The following is a 21,712-nucleotide window of genomic DNA, read 5'->3' as shown; positions in this document are numbered from 1 at the left end:
CTGATCGGGTGACCGCCGCGCCGCCCCTTCAAGGCAGCGCGGCAGCGAAAAAGTCGTTTCGCCTGCGGCACTTCCGGGAATTTCCCTGGTTGCCGAGGGACTGCCATCAGGCGCAAACGAACGCCATGACCGCAGCGGTATCGGGGGATGGGGGCGCGCGTTATCGAAGTGACAGGGGCACGGCTCCTGGCACGGCGCCACTGGCTGCGCTGCTCGCCGATCGGCCGTCGGGCGCGGTCACCCTGCTTGCGCTCTACACGCTCGGCTTCGCCTTCACCCACGCCGTCGCGGGCTGGTGGGGAGGCGCGGGCTATTATTCCTTGTGGTTCCCCGCCGCCGGTCTCCGCCTGGCGCTCCTGTGGCGCGCCGGCGCGCGGTACACCATCCCGGTCGCGATCATCGAACTGGTGGTGGATGTCACGTCGGGCGCGGTGGTGCTCGATCGCCACGACTGGGCGATCAGCGTGCTGGGCGTGGTTCGGCCCGTGCTCGCCTATGGCCTCGTCGTCGCGGCGATCCGCTGGCTGGTCGCGCGCGGCCAGGCGTCTGGTTCCCCCGTCTGCACCGCCCCCATGCCCTTTGCGCTCGCCAGCGTCCTGGCGCCGATCGTCGCCGCGCTGCTCGCGCTTCCGCAGGCGCTGTGGCACCCGGAGCTTACCGGCGTCAGCACCGCCCGCGACGTTGTCCTGTCGCTGAACGCCTTCATCATCGGCGATCTTCTCGGCGTCCTTCTGCTCGCCCCGCCGTTGTTGTGGCTTGCCGATCACCTCACCGGCCGCAGCCCCGCGCCGATCGTCTGGCCCGCAACCAGCACCCTGGCGGAGGGCGCGCTCGTCCTCGCGCTCGGGATTGGCAGCAGCAGCTTGCTTCACTGGGTGGGCCTCGGGCTCCAGCCGGCCCCGGTCGTGCTCACGATCGCCTGGATCGGCCTTCGCCTCGGCCGGGTCGGGGCGTGGGCGGCCTTGTTCGTCGTCGCCGCGGGGGCACTTCCATTCACCGCCGCCACGACGGGCACGGCCGAGCGGCTGGAGCTTCACCTCGGTCTCGCAACCATCGCGGTCACTGGCTACCTCGCTGGCAGCTTCGCCGATGCGCAGGCCGTCGCGCGTGCCGATCTGCAGCGCCGGGACCGACTGCTGTTCCAGGCGGAGCGGCTGAAGACGCTGCGCGCCATGTCGGTCGCCGTCATCCACGAGATATCGCAGCCGCTCTCTACCCTGTCGATCGAGGCGCATCACCTGCGCGATCTCACCGCCAGCGCCGATCCGGAAGTGGCCGAGGCTGCCGCACTGATCCATGCCAAGGCCACCAACCTCTCCGATCTCGTCCGCCGCTTGCGTCGCTATGGCGGGCGCGCGGTGGACGAACCGACGCCGCTCCCGCTGCACACGCTGATCGAAAGCGTTGCCGAACTCGCGCGCACCGAAATGCGCAACGCCGGCGTCACGCTCGCCGCTGAACCAGTCGATCCCGCGCCGCTCATCATCGGTCAGGAGGTCGAGCTCGCGCAGGCCGTGATGAACCTCGTGCGCAACGCCGCACAGGCTTGCGGCACCGGCGGCACCGTGACGCTGGCGGTGCGATCGAACGATGCCAGTGCACGGATCATCGTCAGCAACCTTTCCGACGGCCGCCGTCAGCCGCCCGCCGGCATGGGCGTCGGCACGCTGATCGCCCGCACCATCGTGGAGGCACACGGCGGCACGCTTACGCGCACCACCGATCGCGACGGCACGGTCCGCGCCACCATCACCCTCCCCCTCGTCGGAGATTCTGGATGAACGACAATCCCAGGGTGTTTGTCGTCGACGATGATCGCGATCTCGGCGCCAGCGTCGCACGGCTTCTGCAGCGCCGCGGCTTCGAGGCGCAGGCGTTCCTCGATCCCGCCGCACTGCTCGAACTCGATCCCAACACTTTCGCACACTGCGTGGTGACGGACATCATGATGGGCGATCTCGACGGTTTCGCCTTCGCCGATCGGCTCCGGCAACGCGACCCCACCGTCGCCATCGTGTTCATGACCGCCTGGCCGACCACCGCGAATGCGGTCGATTCCGTGCGCCGCTACGGAGGGCTCGATTATCTCGAGAAGCCGCTCGACGAGGATCGACTGATCGCCGCCGTTGCCGAAGGCATCGCCTGGAGCAGCACGCGCCGGGCGGTCCTGGCCCGTACCGCGACGCTCACTGCCCGCGAACGACAGGTCTTTGACCTTCTCGTGCAGGGCCACCCCAACAAGGTCGTGGCCGATCGCCTCGGCCTTTCACCCAAGACCGTCGAAGACCACCGCGCCGCCGTTCTCGCCAAGACCGGCGCGAGCGGCCTCGCCCAGCTGATTGCCCTTGCACAATGACCAGGAAAGCCGTCGCAATGCCAGCCCAGGCCCATCCCATGGAAGACATGCTCGTAGAACTGGCGATCCTCGGCGTGCTCGCCGAACGCACGGAGATCTACCCGTCCAGCCTGGTGGGCGAGCTTCGCCGCCGTGCGCCGCTGCTGCCCGCAGTGCGCGTCCGCCCGGTGCTTGAGCGGCTGTGGCAGGAACGCCGCGTCGCTCGCCTGTGGCACCGTTATCTGTTGCCCGATCGCGTGCCGGCGGTGCGCAGCCAGTGGCTGGAGATGATCGATCGCCGCCGCCTTGATCTGGAGGAACTGGAGGATGTGAGCGACGGCTATTCCAGCGGCCGCGCGATCATCACGGCCTGGGACGGCTGGCGCATGGGCTCGGCCGACGCCTGATCGAGGCGCGTGTAAGCGTCAGGCGAGGCCAGCGACGCTGCCCAGCACGATCCGCGTCAGATCCGCCTGTCCCCGTGCGCGCATCTTGGCGAAGGCGCGCTTCGAGTAATTGCGTGCCGTCTCGATCGTGAGGCCAAGCGCCACTGCCGCCTCGGCAAGGCTCGCCCCGCGCGCGACCGCCACGGCCAGCCGCGCCTCGCTCATCGCCAATCCATATAGGTCCCGCAGCACCCCTGCCTGCGTCTCGGCATCGCCGCCGCGCTCCGACAGGAACAGCGCCATCGCTGCTGCATCGCCGCGGCCCGCCACCAACAGCGCCACTCCGGTCGCGAGCCGCACTGCCACTGGCGCAGCAGGTGCCTGGCAGAAGGCAGCGATCAACGCACCCGCCTCGCTACGAACGGGTGCCAGCCGCTCCCCGGCGCGCGCCAAGGCCTCGTCGGACGCCGCAATGACCCGCCCGTCACGCGCCAATGTCGCAAAGCCAAGCCCCGTGCGCGCCAATGCAGCCCCGCTCGCTACCTCCTTATGCCGCGCCCGCTCCAGCATGACATAGGTTCGGAGCGCCACAGCCAGATGCGGGGCCAGCGCCGCCAACAACGCGCCGTCCGCAGCTGAAAAATCCCGCCCTCTCCGCTCGACGATCACCCATGCGCTCGCCCCTTCCGGCTCTTCCGCGCGCACCACTCGGCCAAGGCTCGCCTGCTCGTCCCCCCGCTCCGCCGCCGCATAGACCCGTCCGCGCCGCAAGCCCGCCAGCCACGGATCCAGCTCATCCACCGCCTCGGCGCTAGTTGGGCGGTGCTGCACAATCCTGTCGCCGATCTGCGTAATGATCGCCGCCGATCCCGCCCGCACACGTTGCTCCAGCCGTGACAGGAAAACCCGCCACGGCGGCGTCTCCTGCGCACCTTCATGCAGCGGGATCAGCAGGTCGGTCTCGTCGGAGCGCACCATCGCCATAGCGATATCCTCCCATATGGGAGGTGCCATGTCACCCCTGCCGCGCCATCTTCCCCACGATCAATGGGGACATTATGACCGCGCGCTCACTCACGCATCTCGAACGGCTCGAGGCGGAATCGATCCACATCATGCGAGAGGTCGTCGCCGAGAGCGAGCGGCCGGTGATGCTCTATTCGGTCGGCAAGGACTCGGCCGTGATGCTGCACCTTGCGCGCAAGGCCTTCTACCCCGCGCCGCCGCCCTTCCCGCTGCTGCATGTCGACACGACGTGGAAGTTCAAGGCGATGTACGAACTGCGCGATCGCATGGCACGCGAAAGCGGCATGGAGCTCATCGTCCACAAGAACCCGGAGGCCGAAGCGCGCGGGATCAACCCGTTCGATCACGGTCCCCTCCACACCGATATGTGGAAGACGGAAGGCTTGAAGCAGGCGCTGGATCTCTACGGGTTCGATGTCGCGTTTGGCGGCGCGCGCCGCGACGAGGAGAAGAGCCGCGCCAAGGAGCGCGTCTTCTCCTTCCGCTCGGCCAATCACCGCTGGGATCCGAAGAACCAGCGCCCCGAACTCTGGAACCTCTACAACGCCAGGAAGGCCAAGGGCGAAAGCATCCGCGTCTTCCCGATCTCCAACTGGACCGAGCTCGACATCTGGCAATACATCCAGCTCAACGACATTCCGATCGTCCCGCTCTATTTCTCGCAGCCGCGCCCGACGGTGGAGAGGGACGGCCTGATCCTGATGGTCGATGACGATCGCTTTCCGCTACGCGACGGCGAAGTCCCGGTCGAACGCTCGATCCGCTTCCGCACGCTCGGCTGCTACCCACTCACCGGCGCGGTCGAGAGCGAGGCGAGCACGCTGTCGGACGTGATCCAGGAAATGCTTTTAACCACCACCAGCGAGCGGCAGGGCCGCGCGATCGACAAGGATGCGGGCTCGGCCAGCATGGAGAAGAAGAAGCAGGAGGGGTATTTCTGATGTGGCAAGACGCTCCGTCGCGACCCGCGCATCCGGCCGCACCTGCGCTCCCCTGCCAGCAGCCTGAGGGAGTGAATTGATGGCCAGCTCCGCCCAGGAATCCGTCTACCAGGTCGACGCGTTGATCGCTGAGGACATCGACGCCTATCTCGCGCGTCACCAGCACAAGTCGCTGCTGCGCTTCATCACCTGCGGCTCGGTCGATGACGGCAAGTCCACGCTGATCGGCCGGCTGCTGTACGATTCGAAGATGATCTTCGAGGATCAGCTCGCCGCGCTGGAGAGCGATTCGAAGAAGGTGGGTACGCAGGGGCAGGAGATCGATTTCGCCCTGCTCGTCGATGGCCTCGCCGCGGAGCGCGAACAGGGCATCACGATCGACGTCGCCTATCGCTTCTTCGCGACCGAGAAGCGCAAGTTCATCGTCGCCGACACCCCCGGCCACGAACAATATACCCGCAACATGGTCACCGGCGCGTCCACCGCGGACTTGGCCGTCATCCTCGTCGATGCGCGCAAGGGCGTGCTCACGCAGACGCGGCGCCATTCGTATCTCGCCCACCTCATCGGCATCCGCAATCTGGTGCTGGCGGTGAACAAGATGGATCTCGTCGGCTACGACCAAGGCGTGTTCGACACGATCGTCGCCGATTACCGCGCCTTCGCGGAATCGATCGGGATCAGCGATTTCACCGCGCTGCCGATCTCGGGCTTCAAGGGCGACAACATCACGGCCCCCTCCACCCACACGCCATGGTACACCGGCCCCTCGTTGGTCGAGCATCTCGAAACCGTGAAGATTGACGCCGAAGCCGATCCGGCCAGGCCCTTCCGCTTGCCGGTGCAATGGGTGAATCGCCCCAACCTCGACTTCCGCGGTTTTGCCGGCCTCGTCTCCTCCGGCACGATCAAGCCGGGCGATCCCGTACGCATTCTGCCATCGGGCAAGACGACGACGGTTGCCCGGATCGTCAGTTTCGACGGCGATCTCGATCAGGCCGACGCTGGCCAGTCGGTCACACTCACGCTAGCTGACGAAGTGGATTGCTCGCGCGGCGACGTCATCGCCGCTGCCTCTGCCCCGCCGCAGGTCGCCGACCAGTTCGAGGCGACGATCGTCTGGATGGCCGAGGACGAGATGCTTCCCGGCCGCTCCTATTGGCTGAAGCTCGGCACGCAGACGGCGACCGCGACGATCCAGGCACCGAAATATCAGGTCAACGTCAACACGCTGGAGCAGCTCGCCGCAAAGACGCTCGATCTGAACGCAATCGGCGTAGCCAACCTGTCGACCGACAAGCCCTTGGTGTTCGAGCCCTACGCCGACAACCGATCGCTTGGCGGCTTCATCCTGATCGACAAGCTTACCAATGCCACGGTCGCGGCCGGCATGCTGCACTTCAGCCTGCGCCGCTCGCAGAACATCCACTGGCAGCCGACCGATGTCAGTCGCGATACCCATGCGGCGCTGAAGAACCAGAAGCCGGTCGTCCTGTGGTTCACCGGCCTGTCTGGGGCGGGCAAGTCCACGATCGCCAATATCGTCGAGAAGAAGCTGGTGCGGATGAACCGCCACACCTTCCTCCTCGATGGCGACAATGTGCGGCACGGCCTCAACAAGGACCTCGGCTTCACCGATGCCGATCGCGTCGAGAACATCCGCCGCGTCGGCGAAGTGGCGCGGCTGATGACGGACGCTGGGCTTATCGTCATCACCGCCTTCATCTCCCCCTTCCGTGCCGAGCGCGAGATGGTGCGCCAGATGATGCAGCCGGGCGAGTTCATCGAGGTGCATATCGATACGCCGCTCGCGGAAGCGGAGCGGCGCGACGTGAAGGGCCTCTACGCCAAGGCGCGCAGCGGCCAGCTGGCGAACTTCACCGGCATCGACAGCCCGTACGAGCCGCCCGAGGATCCCGAGATCCGCATCGATACCACCAGCATCACGGCCGACGAGGCGGCGGAGCTGATCATCAAGAGGATCATCCCATGACCGCCAGCATGACCGACGCGGAACTCGCCGCGCATCTCGCGGAGACGGCCGGCCGCATCCTGCTGGAGGTGCGCGAGGCCGGCGTCTTTTCGGAAAAGGCGCTCGGCAAGGCGGGGGATCAGACCGCCAACCAGTTCCTCGTCCACGCGATCCGCGAGGCACGGCCCGATGACGGCCTGCTGTCCGAGGAGATGAAGTGCGACGGCGAGCGGCTCGCCAAGTCCCGCGTCTGGATCGTCGATCCGGTCGACGGTACACGGGAATATGGCGAGAAGCGCGCCGACTGGGCGGTGCATGTCGGCCTCGCGATCGATTGCGTTGCCACGATAGGCGCCGTCGCCCTGCCCGGCGCCGGAATCGTCCTGCGCTCCGATCAGCCGCAGCCGGTGCCCCCACCCGCCAGCCCCCTGCGCATGCTGGTCAGCCGCACGCGCCCCGCAAAGGAAGCGGTCGCGGTCGCGGAGAAGCTCGGCGCGACGCTCGTGCCGATGGGCTCGGCCGGCGCCAAGGCGATGGCTGTGGTGCGCGGGGAGGCGGATATCTACCTCCACTCCGGCGGTCAGTTCGAATGGGATTCCGCCGCCCCGGTCGCGGTGGCGGCGGCATACGGCCTCCACTGCTCACGCATCGACGGCAGCCCGCTCGTCTACAATCAGGAGGACGTGTACCTCCCGGATCTGCTGATCTGCCCGAAAGCGCTCGCGGCAGACGTGCTGGCCCTGATCCGCCAGGTCCGCGCCAGCTGATCCGAAAAAAGGGCGGCTCCGCGAAGCCGCCCCTCTTTTCCTTACGCCAGATGCTCGGCGAAGAACGCCGAGGTGCGCTGATCCGCCAGCTCTGCCGCCGCCGGGGAGCGGCGATCGCCCATCTCGGTCGCGAAGCCGTGGTCCTCGCCCGGATAATCGTACAGCGTCACCTTCGGGTGATCGTCCAGTCCCTCGTGCATCTTCTGCTGCGTTGCCTTGTCGACGAAGCCATCCTCGCCCGCGATATGCAGCAGCACCGGCTTGGCAATGGCATGCTTCTCGCCCAGCAGACCGTCGATGCCGACGCCGTAATAGCCGACCGAGGCATCGATATCCGTACGGCACGCAGTCATGAAGGCCAGCCGCCCGCCGAGGCAGTAACCGACCGCGCCGACCTTGCCTGATCCGCCCAGCAGCTCGCGCGCCTTGTGGATCGTCGCTTCGATATCGCGGATGCCGCCATCCTGGTCGAACTCGCCGAACAGGCTGAGCCCCTTCTGCATCTCTTCCGGCACATCGGGATTGAGCTCGATGCCCGGCGCGATCTTCCAGAACAGGTCGGGCGCGATCGCCAGATAGCCGTCGGCGGCCAGGCGGTCGCACTTCTGGCGGATGCCCGGGTTCACGCCGAAGATCTCCTGGATCACGATGATCGCCGCGGTCGGATTTCCTTCGGGCTCGGCGCAATAGGCCTTGAAGCTGCCCTCGCCCTTCAGCGTGGCGACGTCGATCATCTCACCCATGTCATCTCCCCTTAGCTGCCCGCCGTGCCGGCGCCGCGAGGTTGCGGCGCCACCCATCCAACGGGCATAGACAGTGCCGGGTGACGCTATCGTCCCCCGCCGCACGGCTCAAGGGAGGCCAGGGATGAAGGTCACGATCGAGGTCGAGTGCACGCCCGAAGAGGCACGCCGCATGATGGGCTTGCCCGATCTCACGCCGCTGCATGATCGCTACGTCGCGATGATGCAGGATGCGATGCAGGGCGCCACCATGAAGCCCGAGATGATGGAGGGCATGCTGACCAGCTTCGCACCAATGGGTGAGGCGGGCGCTGCCTTCTGGCGCCGCCTGTTCGAGGCGGGAACGAAGCCCGGCGGCTGATGGACACGATCTTCGCGGTGTCGAGCGGGCGCCCACCCGCCGCGATCGCCGTCCTCCGCATCAGTGGCCCGCAGGCGATGGCCGCTGCCACCGCCCTCGCCACCACCCTCCCCCCGCCGCGCCGCGCTGGCCGTCGCCATCTGCGCGCCGCAGACGGTTCGCTGATCGACCAGGCATTGGTCCTCACCTTCCCCGCCCCCGCCACGGCCACCGGCGAGGATCTGGTGGAGCTTCATCTTCACGGAGGCCGCGCCGTCGTCGCGGCGGCGGAAAAGGCGCTCGGTGCGATGCCCGGCCTACGCCCCGCGCTCGCCGGCGAGTTCACCCGCCGCGCGCTCGCCAACGGCCGCATCGACCTCATCCAGGCACAGGGCATCGCTGACTTGCTCGAGGCGGAGACCGAGCAGCAGCATCGGCTCGCGATCGAGAGCAGTGAAGGCAGGGTCAGCCAGCTCGTCCGTGGCTTGATGGCTGAACTCTCCCGCCTCGCCGCGCTGGTCGAGGCGGCGATCGACTTCGACGATGAAGACGATGTCAGCGACGCCGACAACGAGCTGCTCGATCGCGACACTGAGATCCTACGGGCGCAACTCGCCGCGGTCCTAGCCCGCCCCTCGGTCGAACGCTATCGCGAGGGCATCCGCGTCGTCCTCGTCGGCCCCACCAACGCCGGCAAGTCATCGCTGTTCAACGCGCTGCTCGGTCGCGACGCCGCAATCGTCTCCCCCATCGCCGGCACCACGCGCGACCGGGTCGAGGCCAATGTCACCCGCCGCGGCCAAGCCTACACGCTGGTCGATACCGCCGGTGTCCGTGACGACAGCGCTGATCCGATCGAGCGGATCGGAATCGACCGAGCCCGTCAGGCCCGCGCCGGCGCCGATATCGTTCTTGACCTCGACGAGAATGCTGTCGGAGACGATCGCACGATCGCAGTCCATGCTCGCGCGAATGCCCGCAGTGATGCGCCCCGCCCCGGGACGATCATCACCTCTTGTGATGACCTAGCCTCGATCGACCGGCTGTGGGATGAGATCGACCGGCGGGCGAACATCATCCTGGTTCTGGACGGCGCCCCCACCTTTCACCGGTTCCAGCAGGACCAGATCCGCATCGCTGCTACCGCGCTCGAGGCATCACTGGCCTCGCAAGACTTGTTGTTGCGGGCGGAAGAGCTACGTACCGCGTCAGGCGCACTCGCCTCCCTGCTTGGCTTGGACGCGACCGAGGCAATGCTCGACGCGCTATTCTCCCGCTTCTGTGTCGGAAAGTGATTGTTTCACGTGGAACAGGTGTTCGACGTTATCGTGATCGGCGGCGGACATGCCGGAACTGAGGCGGCAGCGGCCGCCGCAAGGCGGGGCGCCCGCGTGGCACTGGTCAGCCATGATCCGCAAAAGATCGGGGCCATGTCGTGCAACCCGTCGATCGGCGGGCTCGGCAAGGGCCACCTCGTGCGCGAGGTGGATGCCTATGATGGGCTAATGGGCCGCGCGGCGGATGCGGCCGCGATCCATCACCGTATGCTCAACCGCAGCAAGGGCCTCGCGGTTCAGGGCCCGCGCATCCAGGCTGATCGCACGCTCTACGCCGCCGCGATCCGCCAGATGCTCGCTAGCTATCCGAACATCACGATCGTCGCCGGCGAAGCGATCGCGCTACGCCTCGACGGCGGCCGGCTCTCGGGTGTCGAACTTCGCTCCGGCGAGACGCTTGGCGCCCCGGCCGTCGTTCTCGCCACCGGCACCTTCCTGGGCGGCCGCCTCTTCCGCGGTGAGGAACAGGAGGAAGGCGGCCGGGTCAATGAAGCCGCTGCCCTCCCCCTCGCGCGCCAGCTCCGCGACCTTTCGCTCCCCATGGGTCGCCTCAAGACCGGTACCCCTCCCCGGCTCGACGGCCGAACGATCGACTGGGCCCAGCTGGAACCGCAGCCGTCGGACCCCGATGACTGGACCATGTCACCGATGACGAGGACGCGCGCGCTGCCGCAACTCGCCTGCGCGATCACCCGCACGACCAGCGAGGCGCACGCCATCATCGCCGCCAACCTCCATCGCTCCCCATTGCAGACCGGCGCGATCGAAGGGCTCGGCCCGCGCTACTGCCCGTCGATCGAGGACAAGATCCGCCGCTTCGGCGATCGTGACGGGCACCAGATCTTCCTCGAACCGGAAGGATTGGATGACGCCACCATCTACCCGAACGGCATCTCCACCTCCGTTCCCGCCGACGTGCAGGAGGCATTCATTCGCGCCGTGCCGGGCCTCGAGACCTGCCGCATCACCATGCATGGCTATGCCGTCGAATATGATCACATCGATCCGCGCGCGCTCGATGCGACACTGGGCCTCAGCGCCATTCCCGGCCTGTATCTCGCGGGCCAGATCAACGGCACCACCGGCTATGAAGAGGCTGCCGCACAGGGTCTCGTTGCCGGCGCCAATGCAGCGGCCTTCGCACGGGGCCTCGCGCCGCTGCTCCCGGATCGCAGCGCCAGCTACATCGGCGTGATGATCGACGATCTCGTGTTGCAGGGGATCAGCGAGCCCTATCGCATGCTCACCGCCCGCGCCGAGTACCGGCTCGCGTTGCGCGCTGACAATGCCGAAACGCGGCTTTCGGATCACGCGGCCAGCCTGGGTCTCCTGACCCCTGAACGCCGGGACCATGTCGACCGACGCATGACCCAGCGCGCTACTCTCCGCGCTGGCGGAACCACAACCGGCGTGGATGCTGATCTCATCCGCGAACACGAAGAGGATGTCCGCTACGCCCCGTATCTCGCGCGCCAGGCTGCCGAGATCGCGCGGATGAAGCATGACGATCGCGTCGTCATTGCATCGGGCCCTGCCCTCGATTCGATTGCTGGCCTCTCCAACGAGATGCGCGAGCGCCTGCGCGCCGCAGGGCCGCGCACACTGGGCGAGGCGTCCCGCGTCCGCGGTGTCACCCCGGCAGCCCTCACCGCTCTCTGGTTACACGCGAAGGCGAAACGATGAACGAGGAACAGGCGCGCGAGGCCACGCGCGCGATCGTCGGTGATGCAGCTCTGGAACGGATTGAGCGCTTTCTCCATCGGGTCCGCAAAGAAGCTGGCCGCCAAAATCTGGTTTCGCGCCCAACGCTTGATTCCTTGTGGCATCGCCACGCGCTCGACTCTGCCCAGCTGATACCTCTCGCTCCTGCGACTGGCTTGTGGGTGGACGTTGGCACCGGCGCTGGCTTCCCCGGCATCATTGTTGCCCTCGCCACCGAACACCCGATGATCCTGGTCGAACCCCGCCGCATGCGGGCAGACTTTTTGCGCAGCGTGCTTGAGGCAGAACAAATCACCGATCGGGTGTCGGTCCATCAGTCAAAGGTCGAGCGGCTCACCGAAATCACAGCGAGGATCATCTCCGCGCGGGCCGTGGCTGCGCTTTTCGACCTGCTCGGCGGCACCGCGAACATCGCCGATCGCGACACAGTCTACTTGCTCCCCAAGGGACAATCCGCCACGACGGAAGTTGACGACGCGCGCCGACGCTTTGATGGATTGTTCCACGTGGAACAAAGCCTCACCGATCCAGCCTCCGGCATCGTCGTCGCAACAGGGGTAAAGCGGCGATGATTCGGATTGCGGTGGCCAATCAGAAGGGCGGAGTCGGCAAGACCACGTCGGCGATCAACCTCGCGACTGCGCTGGCCGCCACTGGCAAGCGCGTGTTGCTGATCGATCTCGATCCGCAGGGCAACGCCTCGACGGGCCTCGGCATTTCCCACGCCCAGCGCGCCTCTTCCAGCTATCACGTGCTCGTCGATCAGGTTCCGATCGAGGACGGCGTCGTCGCGACCAGTGTCCCGCGGCTGGACGTCCTCCCTGCGACGCCGGATCTGTCGGGTGCGGAGATCGAGCTGGTCGAGCTCGACCAGCGCACGCATCGCCTGCACCGCGCGCTTGATGCTGCACCGCCCCGGTGGGACATCGCCCTGATCGATTGCCCCCCGTCGCTTGGCCTTCTCACCATCAACGCGATGGTTGCGGCGGATTCGCTGCTCGTGCCGCTGCAATGCGAGTTCTTCGCGCTGGAAGGCCTGAGCCAGCTCCTCACCACGGTCGAGCGGATCCGCGCCCGCTTCAATCCGTCCCTCGCCATCATCGGTGTCGCACTCACCATGTACGATCGCCGCAATCGCCTGACCGAACAGGTCTCCGCCGATGTCCGCGCCGTGCTCGGCAAGGTCGTGTTCGACACCGTCATCCCGCGCAACGTGCGACTGTCCGAAGCGCCGAGCCACGGCCTTCCCGCGCTGATCTACGATCACCGCTGCAGCGGCTCGCAGGCCTATATCGCGCTCGCCCGCGAGCTTATCGCGCGCCTGCCGCACAGCAATGAGGTTGCCGCATGAGCGATGCCAACAAGCGCCCCCGCGGTGGTCTCGGCCGCGGTCTGAACGCCCTTCTCGGCGATATCGCGCGTGATGATGCGCCGATCGATTCCAGCCGCGCCCAGTCCGCCGGCGTCCGGCTGATCCCGGTCAGCGCGATCGCGCCGCATCCGGAACAGCCGCGCCGCCATTTCGACGAGGACGCGCTCAACGAGCTTGCCGCCTCGATCGCCGAGCGTGGCATCATCCAGCCGATCGTCGTCCGTCCGCACGGCCATGATTATCAGATCGTCGCCGGTGAGCGCCGCTGGCGTGCCGCCCAGCGTGCGCGGTTGCACGAAGTGCCGGTCGTCGTACGTGAATATACCGACGCGGAAACGCTGCAGATCGCGCTGGTCGAGAATATTCAGCGCCAGGATCTGAATGCGATCGAAGAGGCCGAAGCGTACAGCCGGCTGCTCGACGAATTCGGCCACACGCAGGAAGTACTGGCGAAGACGGTCCACAAGTCGCGCAGCCATGTCGCGAACCTCCTCCGCCTGCTCGATCTGCCCAAGACCGTCCAGGGCCGTGTGATCGACGGTACGCTCAGCATGGGCCATGCCCGTGCGATCATCGGCGCGCCCGATCCGGAGGCACTGGCGGAGCAGGTCGTCAGCAAGGGCTTGTCGGTGCGCCAGACCGAGAAGCTGGCACAAAGCACGAAGCCGACCTCCCGCCGCCATAACAGCCGCACCCAGGAACGCGCCGGCGCGGAAGGTGACGCGGACGTCGCTGCGCTCGAACGCCAGCTGGGGGACCTGCTCGGGCTGAAGGTCCGCATCAGCTACGGCGCCAGCGGCGGATCGCTGACGCTCGAATATTCCACGCTCGATCAACTCGACATGATCTGCCAGCGGTTGAGCGGCGAGCCCATCTAGCGCCATTCGCGCGCCTCATGCGGCCATCGCTCACCATCGCGCGGCACCCGGACCCCAAAGGGGTGCAAAGAACGCCATGGCGCGCCCGCTGATGCCCGCCCAGACAGCCCGCCGCGCCCTGCTCCGAGCGGCATTGGCGGGCTCGCTGGTGGCCGCCTCACCATTCCTCCCGATCACGCTAGTCCTTGCCGTGGGAAGCGTCCCCCGGGCCTTCACCAGCGTCTCCGAGGCGCTGCTGCTTCTTCCCTTCGCCATCCTGCCGCTGCTGGTCACCTTCCCGCTCGTCCTGGCGATCAGCGTCTCGGTCGGCCTCCCGGTCACGCGCCTGCTCCACCGCCACGCACGGGAGAGCCTCCTGTCCTATGGTATCGCCGGCGCCGCCACCGGCGCGCTCGTCGCCGCGCTTTCGGTCGCGCTGCTGGAGATCCAGGACGGCTATTGGCTCATAGTCCCGGCCACTCTCAGCGGCTTGGTGACGGCGACGCTCTGGTGGCGCCACCGCAGGAAGATCGCGGCCTAGCGGCTCAGCTGCGCAGCCGGACGACCAGCGACAGCATCGCCTGGCTCGCCAGCACGTCGCCCGCCGTGGCGCTGGCCATCACCGATCGCTCCGCCCGCCGCACCTCGCCCAGCGCGCGCGCCAGCGCCTCCGGGGACCAGCGGCGCAGTGCGGCGCCCGTGGCGGCCTCTTCCTTCCAGAACACGCGGTGGCGCTTCATCACGCCGGCGACATCACCGCCCGCCAGCACCTCGCCCTTCATCTCGGCAAGTGACGCCAGCCGCCGCGCCAGCGCGCGCAGCCACGGGATCGGGGAAGCGCCCGCCTCGTCCATCCGCCTCAATGCCTCGCCAAGCGCGGCAGGCTTCGCCGCGATCACGCCTTGGATCACGTCGCTCATCTCGGTCTCGCCAAGATCCGCGCCGATCGCATCCAGCGCATCGTCTTCGCACGCCACCGGCCGCTCGGGCGAAGCATCAAGATACAGCGCCAGCTTCTCGATCTCGCGCATCATCACCGCGCGGTCACCGCCACCCGCCTGCGCCAGCCGCCGTGCAACGCCGCCGCCCAGCCGCAGCCCATGGTCACGTGCGATCTGCCCCGCCACCGCCTCCAGCTGCCCCGCATCGGGCACGTAGCAGGCAAGCGCCATGGCAGCCGGTGAATCGAGTGCCAGCTTCGCCAGCTTCGACGTCGCCTTCAGCGATGGCGCGATCATCACCACCGGATTGCCGGCCCGCTCCGCCTCCAGCAGCGCGGTGGTCGCCGCCAGGCTTTCCTCGCCGGCACCGGTAACCCGCACATGCCGGGCGGTGCCGAACAGCGACATCGCCGCCGCCTCGTCCGCCAGCCGCGCCGGATCGCCGCGCAGCGCCGCGCCATCCAGGTCGATCCGCTCCGCCTCGGGGCCCAGCGCACGCGCCAGCCGCTCCGCCAGCGCCATCGCGCCGGCTTCGTCGGGCCCGAACATCAGATAGAAGCGGATATCGGCGGGCGGCTTGTCCAGCGCCGCCTTCATGCGTGCTTCGGTCGCCTTCACGGCGCGACGCTCATGGTGCCGGCGGGTTCTGCCGCATCTCGACGGCGACGCGGGTCACGATCTGGTCGGCGACGATCACCGCCAGCCGCTCCAGCGCGGTCGATTCCGCCGCGATCGTCGCATATTCCGATCCGACCACGTCGATCCCCGCGTCCGATCCAGCCGTGGCGTCGACGAGCACTTCGTCCTTGCCCACTTCGACCAGCTGGTAGCGCGCACGCAGCGTCCGCCGTTCACGCGCCACCGAATCGTCACGCCGGATAGCGAGGCCGGTAATCTGGTCGTCCAGCTTCACCTGCAGCCGATAGCGCGCCGCGCCCGCGGCAGGCGGCGGACCCAGCCGATCGCGGAGCGCATTGTTCACCAGCCAGCCCGCCTTGCCCTCGATCGGCGCGATCTCGACCTCGCTGAGGCCGCGTGCCACCTGCCCCGAACTGCCCCCGCTATAGAGCGGCGTCAGGCCACAGCCGCCGAGGATCGCCAGCGCCGGCAGCAGCGCGATCAGGGCCAGGTGCCGCTTCATGCGACGATGTTCACCAATCGGTCGGGCACGACGATCACCTTCTTCGGGGCCTTGCCTTCCAGCGCACGGATCACCTTCTCGGATGCCATGGCCTGCACCTCGGCAGCGTCCTTCGCGGTCCCCTTGGGCATCACCAGCGTATCACGCAGCTTACCGTTCACCTGCACCGCGACGGTCACTTCATCGTCGACCAGCATCGCCGGATCCACCGTCGGCCACGCGGCATCGGCGATCAGCCCCTCGTGGCCCTGCGCCGCCCACGCTTCCTCGGCGAGATGCGGTACCATCGGCGCGACGATGCGCAGCAGCGTGGCGAGCGCTGCCGTGCGGTCCGCCGACGGCTTTGCCTTCTCCACCGCATTCGCCAGCGTGTAGATCAGCGCCACCGCCTTGTTGAACTGGAGGCCCTCGATGGCCTCGGCCACGCCCTTGACGGTGCGATGCGCCACCTTGCGTAAGCCGATGTCCTCGCCCGCATCGCTGGCGCCCTGATCGCCGACCAGGCGCCACAGCCGCTGGATGAAGCGCCACGCGCCCTCGATGCCGTTCTCGCTCCATTCCAGGTCGCGCTCCGGCGGGGAATCGGACAGCATGAACCAGCGCACCGCGTCCGCGCCGTACTGATCCACGATCGGCTCGGGATCGACCGTGTTCTTCTTCGATTTGGACATCTTCTCGACGCGACCCACCGTCACCGGCTGGCCGGTCGCCGTCTCGATGCCATTCTCGATTTCGCCGGGAGACAGCCAGCGGCCATCGCTCGACTTGTACGTCTCGTGAGTCACCATGCCCTGCGTGAACAGGCCGGCGAACGGCTCCGCCACGCCGATCATGCCGATATGCTGCAGCGCCCGCGTCCAGAAGCGGGCGTACAGCAGGTGAAGGATCGCATGCTCCACGCCGCCGATATATTGCCCCACCGGCAGCCATTGCTCGGCCACCGTCTTGTCGAACGGTTTGTCGTCCGGCTGGCTGGCGAAGCGTATGAAATACCAGGAAGAATCCGCGAACGTGTCGAGCGTGTCGGTCTCGCGCACCGCGGGCTTGCCGCATGACGGGCAATCGACATGTTTCCACGTCGGATGCCGATCGAGCGGGTTGCCCGGCGTCGCGAAGCTTACGTCCTCGGGCAGCTTCACCGGCAGCTGATCGGCCGGCACGGGCACCGCGCCGCAGCCATCGCAATGGATGATCGGGATCGGCGTGCCCCAGTAACGCTGCCGGCTGACGCCCCAGTCGCGCAGGCGGAACACGGTCGTCCCCTCGCCCCAGCCACCGGCCTCGGCGCGGGTGATCACCTCGCGCTTGGCATCCTCCACGTCCATGCCGTCGAGGAAGTGCGAATTCACCAGCGTGCCGGGCCCGGTGTAGGCTTCCGCCTCGTTGAACTCCGGCGCGTCCTTCGTGCCCTCGGACACGACACGGCGGATCGGCAGCTTGTACTTGGTGGCGAATTCGAAGTCGCGCTGGTCGTGCGCCGGTACGCCGAACACCGCGCCGACGCCGTAATCCATCAGCACGAAGTTCGCGATATAGACCGGCAGCTGGATCGACGGATCGAACGGATGCGCCGCCTTCAGCCCGGTGTCGAAGCCCAGCTTCTCCTGCGTCTCCAGCTCGGCCGCCGTGGTGCCGCCACGACGGCATTCCTCGATGAACGCCTGCGCCGCGGGATCGTTCGCTGCCACGCGCTGCGCCAGCGGGTGATCCGCCGCCACCGCGACGAAGCTCGCGCCGAAGATCGTGTCGGGGCGGGTCGTATAGACTTCGACCACGCCCTCGTTCGTGCCCGCCGCATCGTTCAACGCGAAGCGGAACGTCAGGCCCTGGCTCTTCCCGATCCAGTTCTCCTGCATCAGGCGAACCTTGTCGGGCCAGTCCTTCAGCTCGCTGAGGCCCGACAGCAGGTCCTCGGCAAAGGCGGTGATCTTCAGGAACCACTGGTTCAGCTTGCGCTTCTCGACCAGCGCGCCGGAACGCCAGCCGCGCCCGTCGATCACCTGCTCGTTGGCCAGCACGGTCATGTCGACCGGGTCCCAGTTCACCGCGCTCTCGCGGCGATAGACCAGCCCCGCCTCGTAGAATTTCAGGAACAGCGCCTGCTCGTGCCCGTAATATTCCGGGTCGCAGGTGGCGAATTCGCGCGTCCAGTCCAGCGCGAAGCCAAGCCGCTTCAGCTGCGCCCTCATCGTGGCGATATTGTCGCGCGTCCAGCCGCCCGGGTGGACGCCCTTTTCCATCGCCGCATTTTCGGCCGGCATGCCGAACGCGTCCCACCCCATCGGGTGGAGCACTTCCATGCCGTTCATGCGCCGGAAGCGGGCGAGCACGTCGCCCATGGTGTAGTTGCGCACATGGCCCATGTGGATGCGCCCCGAGGGATAGGGGAACATCTCGAGCACGTAGCTCTTGGGCTTGTTCGAATGATCGTCGGCGGCGAAGGTACGGCGCTCGTCCCACACCCGCTGCCAGCGGGCGTCGGCAGAGAGCGCGTTGAAGCGCTGGCTCATGATGGGGCTCAGCTACCCGCCATGGAGGCGCGGCGCAGGTCGCGCGCACGGGTCAGGATGATGTCCTCCAGCTTCTGCGTGGTCGCGGCCGCCACCGGCGCGCTCACCCACTGGCCGCCCTGGTTCACCTCGCGCAGCGCAGCGACGCGCACCGCATCGGCGCGCAGGTCCTGGTCCAGGATCGATACGGTCACCTTCATCCGCTCGGTCGGCGTCTGCGGATTCACATACCAGTCGGTCACGACGACGCCGCCGTTCGAATCGGTCTGCAGCAGCGGCATGAAGCTCAGCGTGTCGAGCGTCGCCCGCCACAGATAGCTGTTCACCCCGATCGTCGTGATGCGGGATGCGGCCAGATCGGCCTTCGGTCTATCCTTACCGCCGCCGCAGCTGGCGACGGCAAGAGCGGCGCAGGCGACCAGCGCGAAACGCAACGGGCGGAACATTGGCATCGTCCTGATGGAAAACAGTCAGCCAAGCTCTACATAGGCCTTCTGATGACGGCAAGTTCGCCCGTGTGGCCAATGCGTCCCATCGGCAGTTGCTCCGGCGCGGGGCCGGGCAGCGCCACATTGCGGCCAGATTGTGGAAACCGTGCAACACTCTCCGGCAAATCGCGTGCGTGTGCATGGCGGTTGGTGAACGAATCGTGTTAGGCGCGTTCCGCAGGGGTTGGAGGGATTCGTGTTCGAACGTCGAGCGCTTCTAGGTGGAATGATCGTGGCGGTTGCCGCGGCGACCGCCGTTGCGCCTGCGTTTGGCGCTGCCGAGGTCGATCGCCAGATGGTGAAGCGCGCCGCTCCGGTGCGCGCAGCCGGCGGGTTCACGCCCTCCGCGGCCGATCCGCGTCTCGCCGCCGCCTTCGCGCGCAGCGGCCTTGGCGCCGATGGATTCCGCTTCACGCCTTCGGAAACGCGGCAGGGCAATCGCCCGGTGACGGTCGCCGTCCGCGCCCGCTCGAACCGCACGGCTGAGGATGCCGGCCGTCTCGCCACCGCCGCCGCGCCGACGGTGGGCCTGGTCCCGGTCGCCTACAACCTCGGCGTTTCGGTCGGCTGGAAGCGATTCGCCGTCTCGGGTGACGTCGCCAAGGTCGATCTCGCCGGCGAGCCTGGCAGCCGCGAAATCGCGGACGTGTCGGTCAGCTATTCACTGCCGCGCTTCACCGGCCGCGTGAAGGCACAGGCCGATCGCCCGCTGCCGGGCACGCCCAAGCTGGTCGAGGATGCGCCGAGCTACTCGCTCGACGTCGGCGGTTCCTATTCGCTCACCCGCAACGTCGATCTCACCGCCGGCGTTCGCTACAAGTCGGAGCGTGAGCGTCTCGCCCGCTTCGCCGACGATCGCCGCGACAGCCAGGCGGTCTATGTGGGCACCGCCTTCCGCTTCTGATCTTTAACCGGGCTCGCGCCGGTCGCGCGGGTCCAGCCAGGCGTCGATTGCCGCCCAGCCATGGAATCCGTGCAGCCGCCGGAAGGCGCGCCGGTCCATGCCCGCAAGCGCGATCCGCACCATCGGCAGATTGCCCGCCAGCGCCGCCGCCCGCCGCGCGCCAAGCGACGGCGCACCGGGATGCGACCTGGTCGCGAAGACGGGCGAGACGAAGGCCACATCCGCCCCCGCCCGGCGCGCCGCCGCAGCCTCGCGCGCATCATGCACCGGCCAGGTGACAATTCCGCCCGCGCGCGCGCCATGCACGCCCATTTCGCCCCGCATCACCGCCGTTCCTGCGCGTACCAGTACGAGATTGCGCGGCCCGGCGATCCGCCGCAGCCGCGCGAACAGCCGCCGCCGCTCCGCCAGCGGCGTCTTGTGATGCCGGAACACCACGCCTGCGCCGCGCGGCAGCCGGGCGACCGCGCGCCACAGCCCCTCCCCCATCCGCTCGTCGGTCATCAGCCACAGGGTCGGGATTGGGTGGCGGCGGCGCATCGCCGTGCTTATAGCCCAGGCGATGCAAGCCGACGACCGCCTCGCCGCCATCCGCGGCCGCATTGCCCATGCCGCCAAGCTCGTCCGCCGCGCCGCCGGAGACGTGACGCTGATCGCCGTCTCAAAGACTCACGGGGCCGATGCGATCGAGCCTTTGCTCCACGCCGGCCAGCGCGATTTCGGCGAAAATCGCGTGCAGGAAGCGCTGGCGAAATGGCCCGCCCTGCGCGAGCAATTCCCGGATACGCGCCTCCACCTCATCGGCCAGCTGCAATCGAACAAGGCGGCCGAGGCCGTCGCCTTTGCGGATGCGATCCACGCCGTCGATCGTAGCTCGCTCGTCACCGCTCTCGCCAAGGCGATGGATGCGCAAGGCAAGCGCCCCACCTGCTTCCTCCAGGTGAACATCGGCGACGAGCCGCAGAAGGGCGGCTGCGCCGTCGATGCCCTCCCCGCTCTGCTCACCGAGGCGCGCGCGGCCGACCTGCCGATCGCTGGGCTGATGTGCATCCCGCCCGCTGGCGTCGAGGCCGCGCCCTATTTCGCGCTCCTCGCGAAGATCGCCCGCGACCACGGCCTCACCGGCCTCAGCATGGGCATGTCGGACGATTTCGAGACCGCGGTGATGATCGGGGCGACGCACGTGCGGATCGGCTCGGCACTGTTCGGCGATCGCCCTCCCGTCCGTACCCCCACCGGATTCAGGAAGCCCAAATGACGATCGACGCACTGCTCTTCGATTTCGATGGCGTGCTGATCGAGAGCGAATATCTCGGCAACAAGCATATCGCTGATTTCCTCACCGCCAGCGGCTATCCCACCACCACCGAAGAGGCGATGGCCCGCTTCATGGGCTATTCGGGGCGTGATTTCGTGTCCCGCCTGGAAGACTGGATCGGTGGCCCGCTGCCGTCCGACTGGGATACCGTGCGCCGCGTGGAGAATGAACGCGTCCTCGCCGAAGGGATCGAGGAGGTCGCCGGCGCCGTCGCCTTCGTTCGCTCGCTGCCCGCCGATCTCCCCAAGGCAGTGGTCTCCTCCAGCTCGACCCGCTGGATCCGCACCCATCTCGATCACCTCGGCCTCACCGACGTCTTCGGCGACCATCTCTATTCCGGCGCGGAGCACGTCACGCACGGCAAGCCCGCGCCCGATCTCTACCTCTACGGCGCCCGCCAGCTCGGCGTTCCGATCGATCGCTGCGCCATTCTCGAGGATTCCGAAGTCGGCGCGACCGGCGCGGTGGCGAGCGGCGGCAAGGTGATCGGCCTGTGCGCCGGCCTGCATTGTGCCCCCGGCCACGAAGCGAAGCTGCGCGCGCTCGGCGTCACCAACGTCGCGCATGACTTCGACGACGTCCGCCGCCTGCTGAACCTCTAGGATTCTCGCC

At 67.6% G+C, this 21,712-nt stretch carries 23 protein-coding genes; 16 read left to right on the top strand and 7 right to left on the bottom strand.

Annotated elements, in window-relative coordinates; genetic code table 11:
• The first annotated feature begins 125 nt into the window (after positions 1–125).
• Genes ACH0CP_RS04980 through ACH0CP_RS04970 form a run of 3 tightly spaced genes read left to right on the top strand, consistent with a single transcriptional unit; the run spans position 126 to position 2,742 of the window.
• Complete coding sequence (locus tag ACH0CP_RS04980) at positions 126–1,781, top strand: HAMP domain-containing sensor histidine kinase (protein WP_294442618.1); 1,656 nt, start codon at positions 126–128, stop codon at positions 1,779–1,781.
• A complete protein-coding gene (locus ACH0CP_RS04975) occupies positions 1,778–2,356 on the top strand; it encodes a response regulator transcription factor (protein WP_294442617.1) in 579 nt (192 codons plus the stop codon). Before ACH0CP_RS04980 ends, ACH0CP_RS04975 begins: the two co-directional genes overlap by 4 nt.
• 38 nt (positions 2,357–2,394) lie before the next feature.
• Positions 2,395–2,742 (top strand): hypothetical protein, encoded by a 348-nt coding sequence (locus ACH0CP_RS04970; RefSeq protein WP_294442616.1) that lies wholly within the window; start codon positions 2,395–2,397, stop codon positions 2,740–2,742.
• 18 nt (positions 2,743–2,760) lie between these two features.
• Here the strand turns inward: ACH0CP_RS04970 and ACH0CP_RS04965 are convergent, their stop codons facing one another.
• Positions 2,761–3,735, bottom strand: a complete 975-nt coding sequence (locus ACH0CP_RS04965) for a hypothetical protein (protein WP_294442615.1) — start codon at positions 3,733–3,735, stop codon at positions 2,761–2,763.
• A 44-nt stretch (positions 3,736–3,779) separates the two neighbouring features.
• Between ACH0CP_RS04965 and cysD the strand changes: the two genes are divergently transcribed.
• The 3 genes from cysD to ACH0CP_RS04950 all read left to right on the top strand — a co-directional run bounded on the left by cysD (position 3,780) and on the right by ACH0CP_RS04950 (position 7,427).
• Positions 3,780–4,688: a sulfate adenylyltransferase subunit CysD gene (gene cysD / locus ACH0CP_RS04960; RefSeq protein WP_294442614.1), complete on the top strand. Its 909-nt coding sequence runs from the start codon at positions 3,780–3,782 to the stop codon at positions 4,686–4,688.
• Between the two features lie 79 nt (positions 4,689–4,767).
• Positions 4,768–6,681 (top strand): sulfate adenylyltransferase subunit CysN, encoded by a 1,914-nt coding sequence (gene cysN / locus ACH0CP_RS04955; RefSeq protein WP_294442613.1) that lies wholly within the window; start codon positions 4,768–4,770, stop codon positions 6,679–6,681.
• On the top strand, positions 6,678–7,427 hold the full coding sequence (locus ACH0CP_RS04950; RefSeq protein ID WP_294442612.1) for a 3'(2'),5'-bisphosphate nucleotidase CysQ: 750 nt from the start codon (positions 6,678–6,680) through the stop codon (positions 7,425–7,427). The genes cysN and ACH0CP_RS04950 overlap by 4 nt, the downstream gene beginning before the upstream one ends.
• Before the next feature lie 41 nt (positions 7,428–7,468).
• On the opposite strand, the gene ACH0CP_RS04945 is transcribed toward ACH0CP_RS04950, so the two are convergent.
• On the bottom strand, positions 7,469–8,170 hold the full coding sequence (locus ACH0CP_RS04945; protein WP_294442611.1) for a dienelactone hydrolase family protein: 702 nt from the start codon (positions 8,168–8,170) through the stop codon (positions 7,469–7,471).
• A 124-nt stretch (positions 8,171–8,294) separates the two neighbouring features.
• Here ACH0CP_RS04945 and ACH0CP_RS04940 point away from each other — a divergent pair, with 124 nt between their 5' ends.
• From ACH0CP_RS04940 to ACH0CP_RS04910, 7 genes are all read left to right on the top strand, one after another.
• Positions 8,295–8,531: a DUF6489 family protein gene (locus ACH0CP_RS04940; protein ID WP_294442610.1), complete on the top strand. Its 237-nt coding sequence runs from the start codon at positions 8,295–8,297 to the stop codon at positions 8,529–8,531.
• Positions 8,531–9,805: a tRNA uridine-5-carboxymethylaminomethyl(34) synthesis GTPase MnmE gene (mnmE, locus tag ACH0CP_RS04935; protein ID WP_294442609.1), complete on the top strand. Its 1,275-nt coding sequence runs from the start codon at positions 8,531–8,533 to the stop codon at positions 9,803–9,805. The genes ACH0CP_RS04940 and mnmE overlap by 1 nt, the downstream gene beginning before the upstream one ends.
• 9 nt (positions 9,806–9,814) lie before the next feature.
• Positions 9,815–11,530, top strand: coding sequence for a tRNA uridine-5-carboxymethylaminomethyl(34) synthesis enzyme MnmG (gene mnmG, locus ACH0CP_RS04930; RefSeq protein WP_406875845.1), 1,716 nt, complete (start codon positions 9,815–9,817; stop codon positions 11,528–11,530).
• Positions 11,527–12,141 (top strand): 16S rRNA (guanine(527)-N(7))-methyltransferase RsmG, encoded by a 615-nt coding sequence (locus ACH0CP_RS04925; protein ID WP_406888364.1) that lies wholly within the window; start codon positions 11,527–11,529, stop codon positions 12,139–12,141. The genes mnmG and ACH0CP_RS04925 overlap by 4 nt, the downstream gene beginning before the upstream one ends.
• The gene (locus ACH0CP_RS04920) at positions 12,138–12,920 is read left to right on the top strand and encodes a ParA family protein (protein ID WP_294442606.1); all 783 of its coding nucleotides are present in this window, start codon (positions 12,138–12,140) and stop codon (positions 12,918–12,920) included. The genes ACH0CP_RS04925 and ACH0CP_RS04920 overlap by 4 nt, the downstream gene beginning before the upstream one ends.
• Positions 12,917–13,819 carry a ParB/RepB/Spo0J family partition protein gene (locus ACH0CP_RS04915; protein WP_294442605.1) on the top strand — a complete coding sequence of 301 codons (903 nt, stop codon included), beginning with the start codon at positions 12,917–12,919 and terminating at the stop codon, positions 13,817–13,819. Before ACH0CP_RS04920 ends, ACH0CP_RS04915 begins: the two co-directional genes overlap by 4 nt.
• Before the next feature lie 76 nt (positions 13,820–13,895).
• Positions 13,896–14,339, top strand: a complete 444-nt coding sequence (locus tag ACH0CP_RS04910; protein ID WP_406875846.1) for a hypothetical protein — start codon at positions 13,896–13,898, stop codon at positions 14,337–14,339.
• A gap of 4 nt (positions 14,340–14,343) precedes the next feature.
• Here ACH0CP_RS04910 and holA read toward each other — a convergent pair whose 3' ends face one another.
• Genes holA through ACH0CP_RS04890 form a run of 4 tightly spaced genes read right to left on the bottom strand, consistent with a single transcriptional unit; the run spans position 14,344 to position 18,836 of the window.
• On the bottom strand, positions 14,344–15,357 hold the full coding sequence (holA, locus tag ACH0CP_RS04905; RefSeq protein WP_294442604.1) for a DNA polymerase III subunit delta: 1,014 nt from the start codon (positions 15,355–15,357) through the stop codon (positions 14,344–14,346).
• A gap of 10 nt (positions 15,358–15,367) precedes the next feature.
• On the bottom strand, positions 15,368–15,880 hold the full coding sequence (lptE, locus tag ACH0CP_RS04900) for an LPS assembly lipoprotein LptE (RefSeq protein WP_294442603.1): 513 nt from the start codon (positions 15,878–15,880) through the stop codon (positions 15,368–15,370).
• Positions 15,877–18,390, bottom strand: a complete 2,514-nt coding sequence (leuS, locus tag ACH0CP_RS04895; protein ID WP_294442602.1) for a leucine--tRNA ligase — start codon at positions 18,388–18,390, stop codon at positions 15,877–15,879. The genes lptE and leuS overlap by 4 nt, the downstream gene beginning before the upstream one ends.
• Positions 18,391–18,398: 8 nt before the next feature.
• Entirely contained in the window at positions 18,399–18,836 is a 438-nt protein-coding gene (locus ACH0CP_RS04890; protein ID WP_294442601.1) for a DUF3576 domain-containing protein, read from the bottom strand.
• 268 nt (positions 18,837–19,104) lie between these two features.
• Here ACH0CP_RS04890 and ACH0CP_RS04885 point away from each other — a divergent pair, with 268 nt between their 5' ends.
• Positions 19,105–19,782 carry a hypothetical protein gene (locus ACH0CP_RS04885; RefSeq protein ID WP_406875889.1) on the top strand — a complete coding sequence of 226 codons (678 nt, stop codon included), beginning with the start codon at positions 19,105–19,107 and terminating at the stop codon, positions 19,780–19,782.
• A gap of 3 nt (positions 19,783–19,785) precedes the next feature.
• Here the strand turns inward: ACH0CP_RS04885 and ACH0CP_RS04880 are convergent, their stop codons facing one another.
• The gene (locus ACH0CP_RS04880) at positions 19,786–20,322 is read right to left on the bottom strand and encodes a thiamine phosphate synthase (RefSeq protein ID WP_294442599.1); all 537 of its coding nucleotides are present in this window, start codon (positions 20,320–20,322) and stop codon (positions 19,786–19,788) included.
• A 22-nt stretch (positions 20,323–20,344) separates the two neighbouring features.
• On the opposite strand from ACH0CP_RS04880, the gene ACH0CP_RS04875 reads away from it, so the two are divergent.
• Both ACH0CP_RS04875 and ACH0CP_RS04870 read left to right on the top strand, forming a co-directional pair.
• The gene (locus tag ACH0CP_RS04875) at positions 20,345–21,040 is read left to right on the top strand and encodes a YggS family pyridoxal phosphate-dependent enzyme (RefSeq protein WP_294442598.1); all 696 of its coding nucleotides are present in this window, start codon (positions 20,345–20,347) and stop codon (positions 21,038–21,040) included.
• The gene (locus ACH0CP_RS04870; protein ID WP_294442597.1) at positions 21,037–21,702 is read left to right on the top strand and encodes an HAD family phosphatase; all 666 of its coding nucleotides are present in this window, start codon (positions 21,037–21,039) and stop codon (positions 21,700–21,702) included. The genes ACH0CP_RS04875 and ACH0CP_RS04870 overlap by 4 nt, the downstream gene beginning before the upstream one ends.
• Positions 21,703–21,712: the final 10 nt, after the last annotated feature.

This window comes from Sphingomonas sp. 179-I 2A4 NHS, assembly GCF_045369135.1.
Classification (GTDB): Bacteria; Pseudomonadota; Alphaproteobacteria; order Sphingomonadales; family Sphingomonadaceae; genus Sphingomonas.
The sequence above is the reverse complement of the archived record's forward strand: the minus strand, read 5'-3'. Positions and strand labels throughout refer to the sequence as shown.

Bases quoted from the DNA above. Each gene is read 5' to 3' on its own strand.
- ACH0CP_RS04950 (WP_294442612.1), top strand. From the start codon at position 6,678: ATGACCGCCAGCATGACCGACGCGGAACTCGCCGCGCATCTCGCGGAG.
- ACH0CP_RS04925 (WP_406888364.1), top strand. From the start codon at position 11,527: ATGAACGAGGAACAGGCGCGCGAGGCCACGCGCGCGATCGTCGGTGAT.
- cysN (WP_294442613.1), top strand. From the start codon at position 4,768: ATGGCCAGCTCCGCCCAGGAATCCGTCTACCAGGTCGACGCGTTGATC.
- ACH0CP_RS04885 (WP_406875889.1), top strand. From the start codon at position 19,105: ATGATCGTGGCGGTTGCCGCGGCGACCGCCGTTGCGCCTGCGTTTGGC.
- ACH0CP_RS04875 (WP_294442598.1), top strand. From the start codon at position 20,345: ATGCAAGCCGACGACCGCCTCGCCGCCATCCGCGGCCGCATTGCCCAT.
- ACH0CP_RS04970 (WP_294442616.1), top strand. From the start codon at position 2,395: ATGGAAGACATGCTCGTAGAACTGGCGATCCTCGGCGTGCTCGCCGAA.
- ACH0CP_RS04915 (WP_294442605.1), top strand. From the start codon at position 12,917: ATGAGCGATGCCAACAAGCGCCCCCGCGGTGGTCTCGGCCGCGGTCTG.
- leuS (WP_294442602.1), bottom strand. From the start codon at position 18,390: ATGAGCCAGCGCTTCAACGCGCTCTCTGCCGACGCCCGCTGGCAGCGG.
- ACH0CP_RS04980 (WP_294442618.1), top strand. From the start codon at position 126: ATGACCGCAGCGGTATCGGGGGATGGGGGCGCGCGTTATCGAAGTGAC.
- ACH0CP_RS04910 (WP_406875846.1), top strand. From the start codon at position 13,896: ATGGCGCGCCCGCTGATGCCCGCCCAGACAGCCCGCCGCGCCCTGCTC.
- mnmE (WP_294442609.1), top strand. From the start codon at position 8,531: ATGGACACGATCTTCGCGGTGTCGAGCGGGCGCCCACCCGCCGCGATC.
- ACH0CP_RS04920 (WP_294442606.1), top strand. From the start codon at position 12,138: ATGATTCGGATTGCGGTGGCCAATCAGAAGGGCGGAGTCGGCAAGACC.
- ACH0CP_RS04880 (WP_294442599.1), bottom strand. From the start codon at position 20,322: ATGCGCCGCCGCCACCCAATCCCGACCCTGTGGCTGATGACCGACGAG.
- ACH0CP_RS04870 (WP_294442597.1), top strand. From the start codon at position 21,037: ATGACGATCGACGCACTGCTCTTCGATTTCGATGGCGTGCTGATCGAG.
- ACH0CP_RS04940 (WP_294442610.1), top strand. From the start codon at position 8,295: ATGAAGGTCACGATCGAGGTCGAGTGCACGCCCGAAGAGGCACGCCGC.
- ACH0CP_RS04890 (WP_294442601.1), bottom strand. From the start codon at position 18,836: ATGTTCCGCCCGTTGCGTTTCGCGCTGGTCGCCTGCGCCGCTCTTGCC.
- ACH0CP_RS04975 (WP_294442617.1), top strand. From the start codon at position 1,778: ATGAACGACAATCCCAGGGTGTTTGTCGTCGACGATGATCGCGATCTC.
- ACH0CP_RS04945 (WP_294442611.1), bottom strand. From the start codon at position 8,170: ATGGGTGAGATGATCGACGTCGCCACGCTGAAGGGCGAGGGCAGCTTC.
- lptE (WP_294442603.1), bottom strand. From the start codon at position 15,880: ATGAAGCGGCACCTGGCCCTGATCGCGCTGCTGCCGGCGCTGGCGATC.
- ACH0CP_RS04965 (WP_294442615.1), bottom strand. From the start codon at position 3,735: ATGGCACCTCCCATATGGGAGGATATCGCTATGGCGATGGTGCGCTCC.
- cysD (WP_294442614.1), top strand. From the start codon at position 3,780: ATGACCGCGCGCTCACTCACGCATCTCGAACGGCTCGAGGCGGAATCG.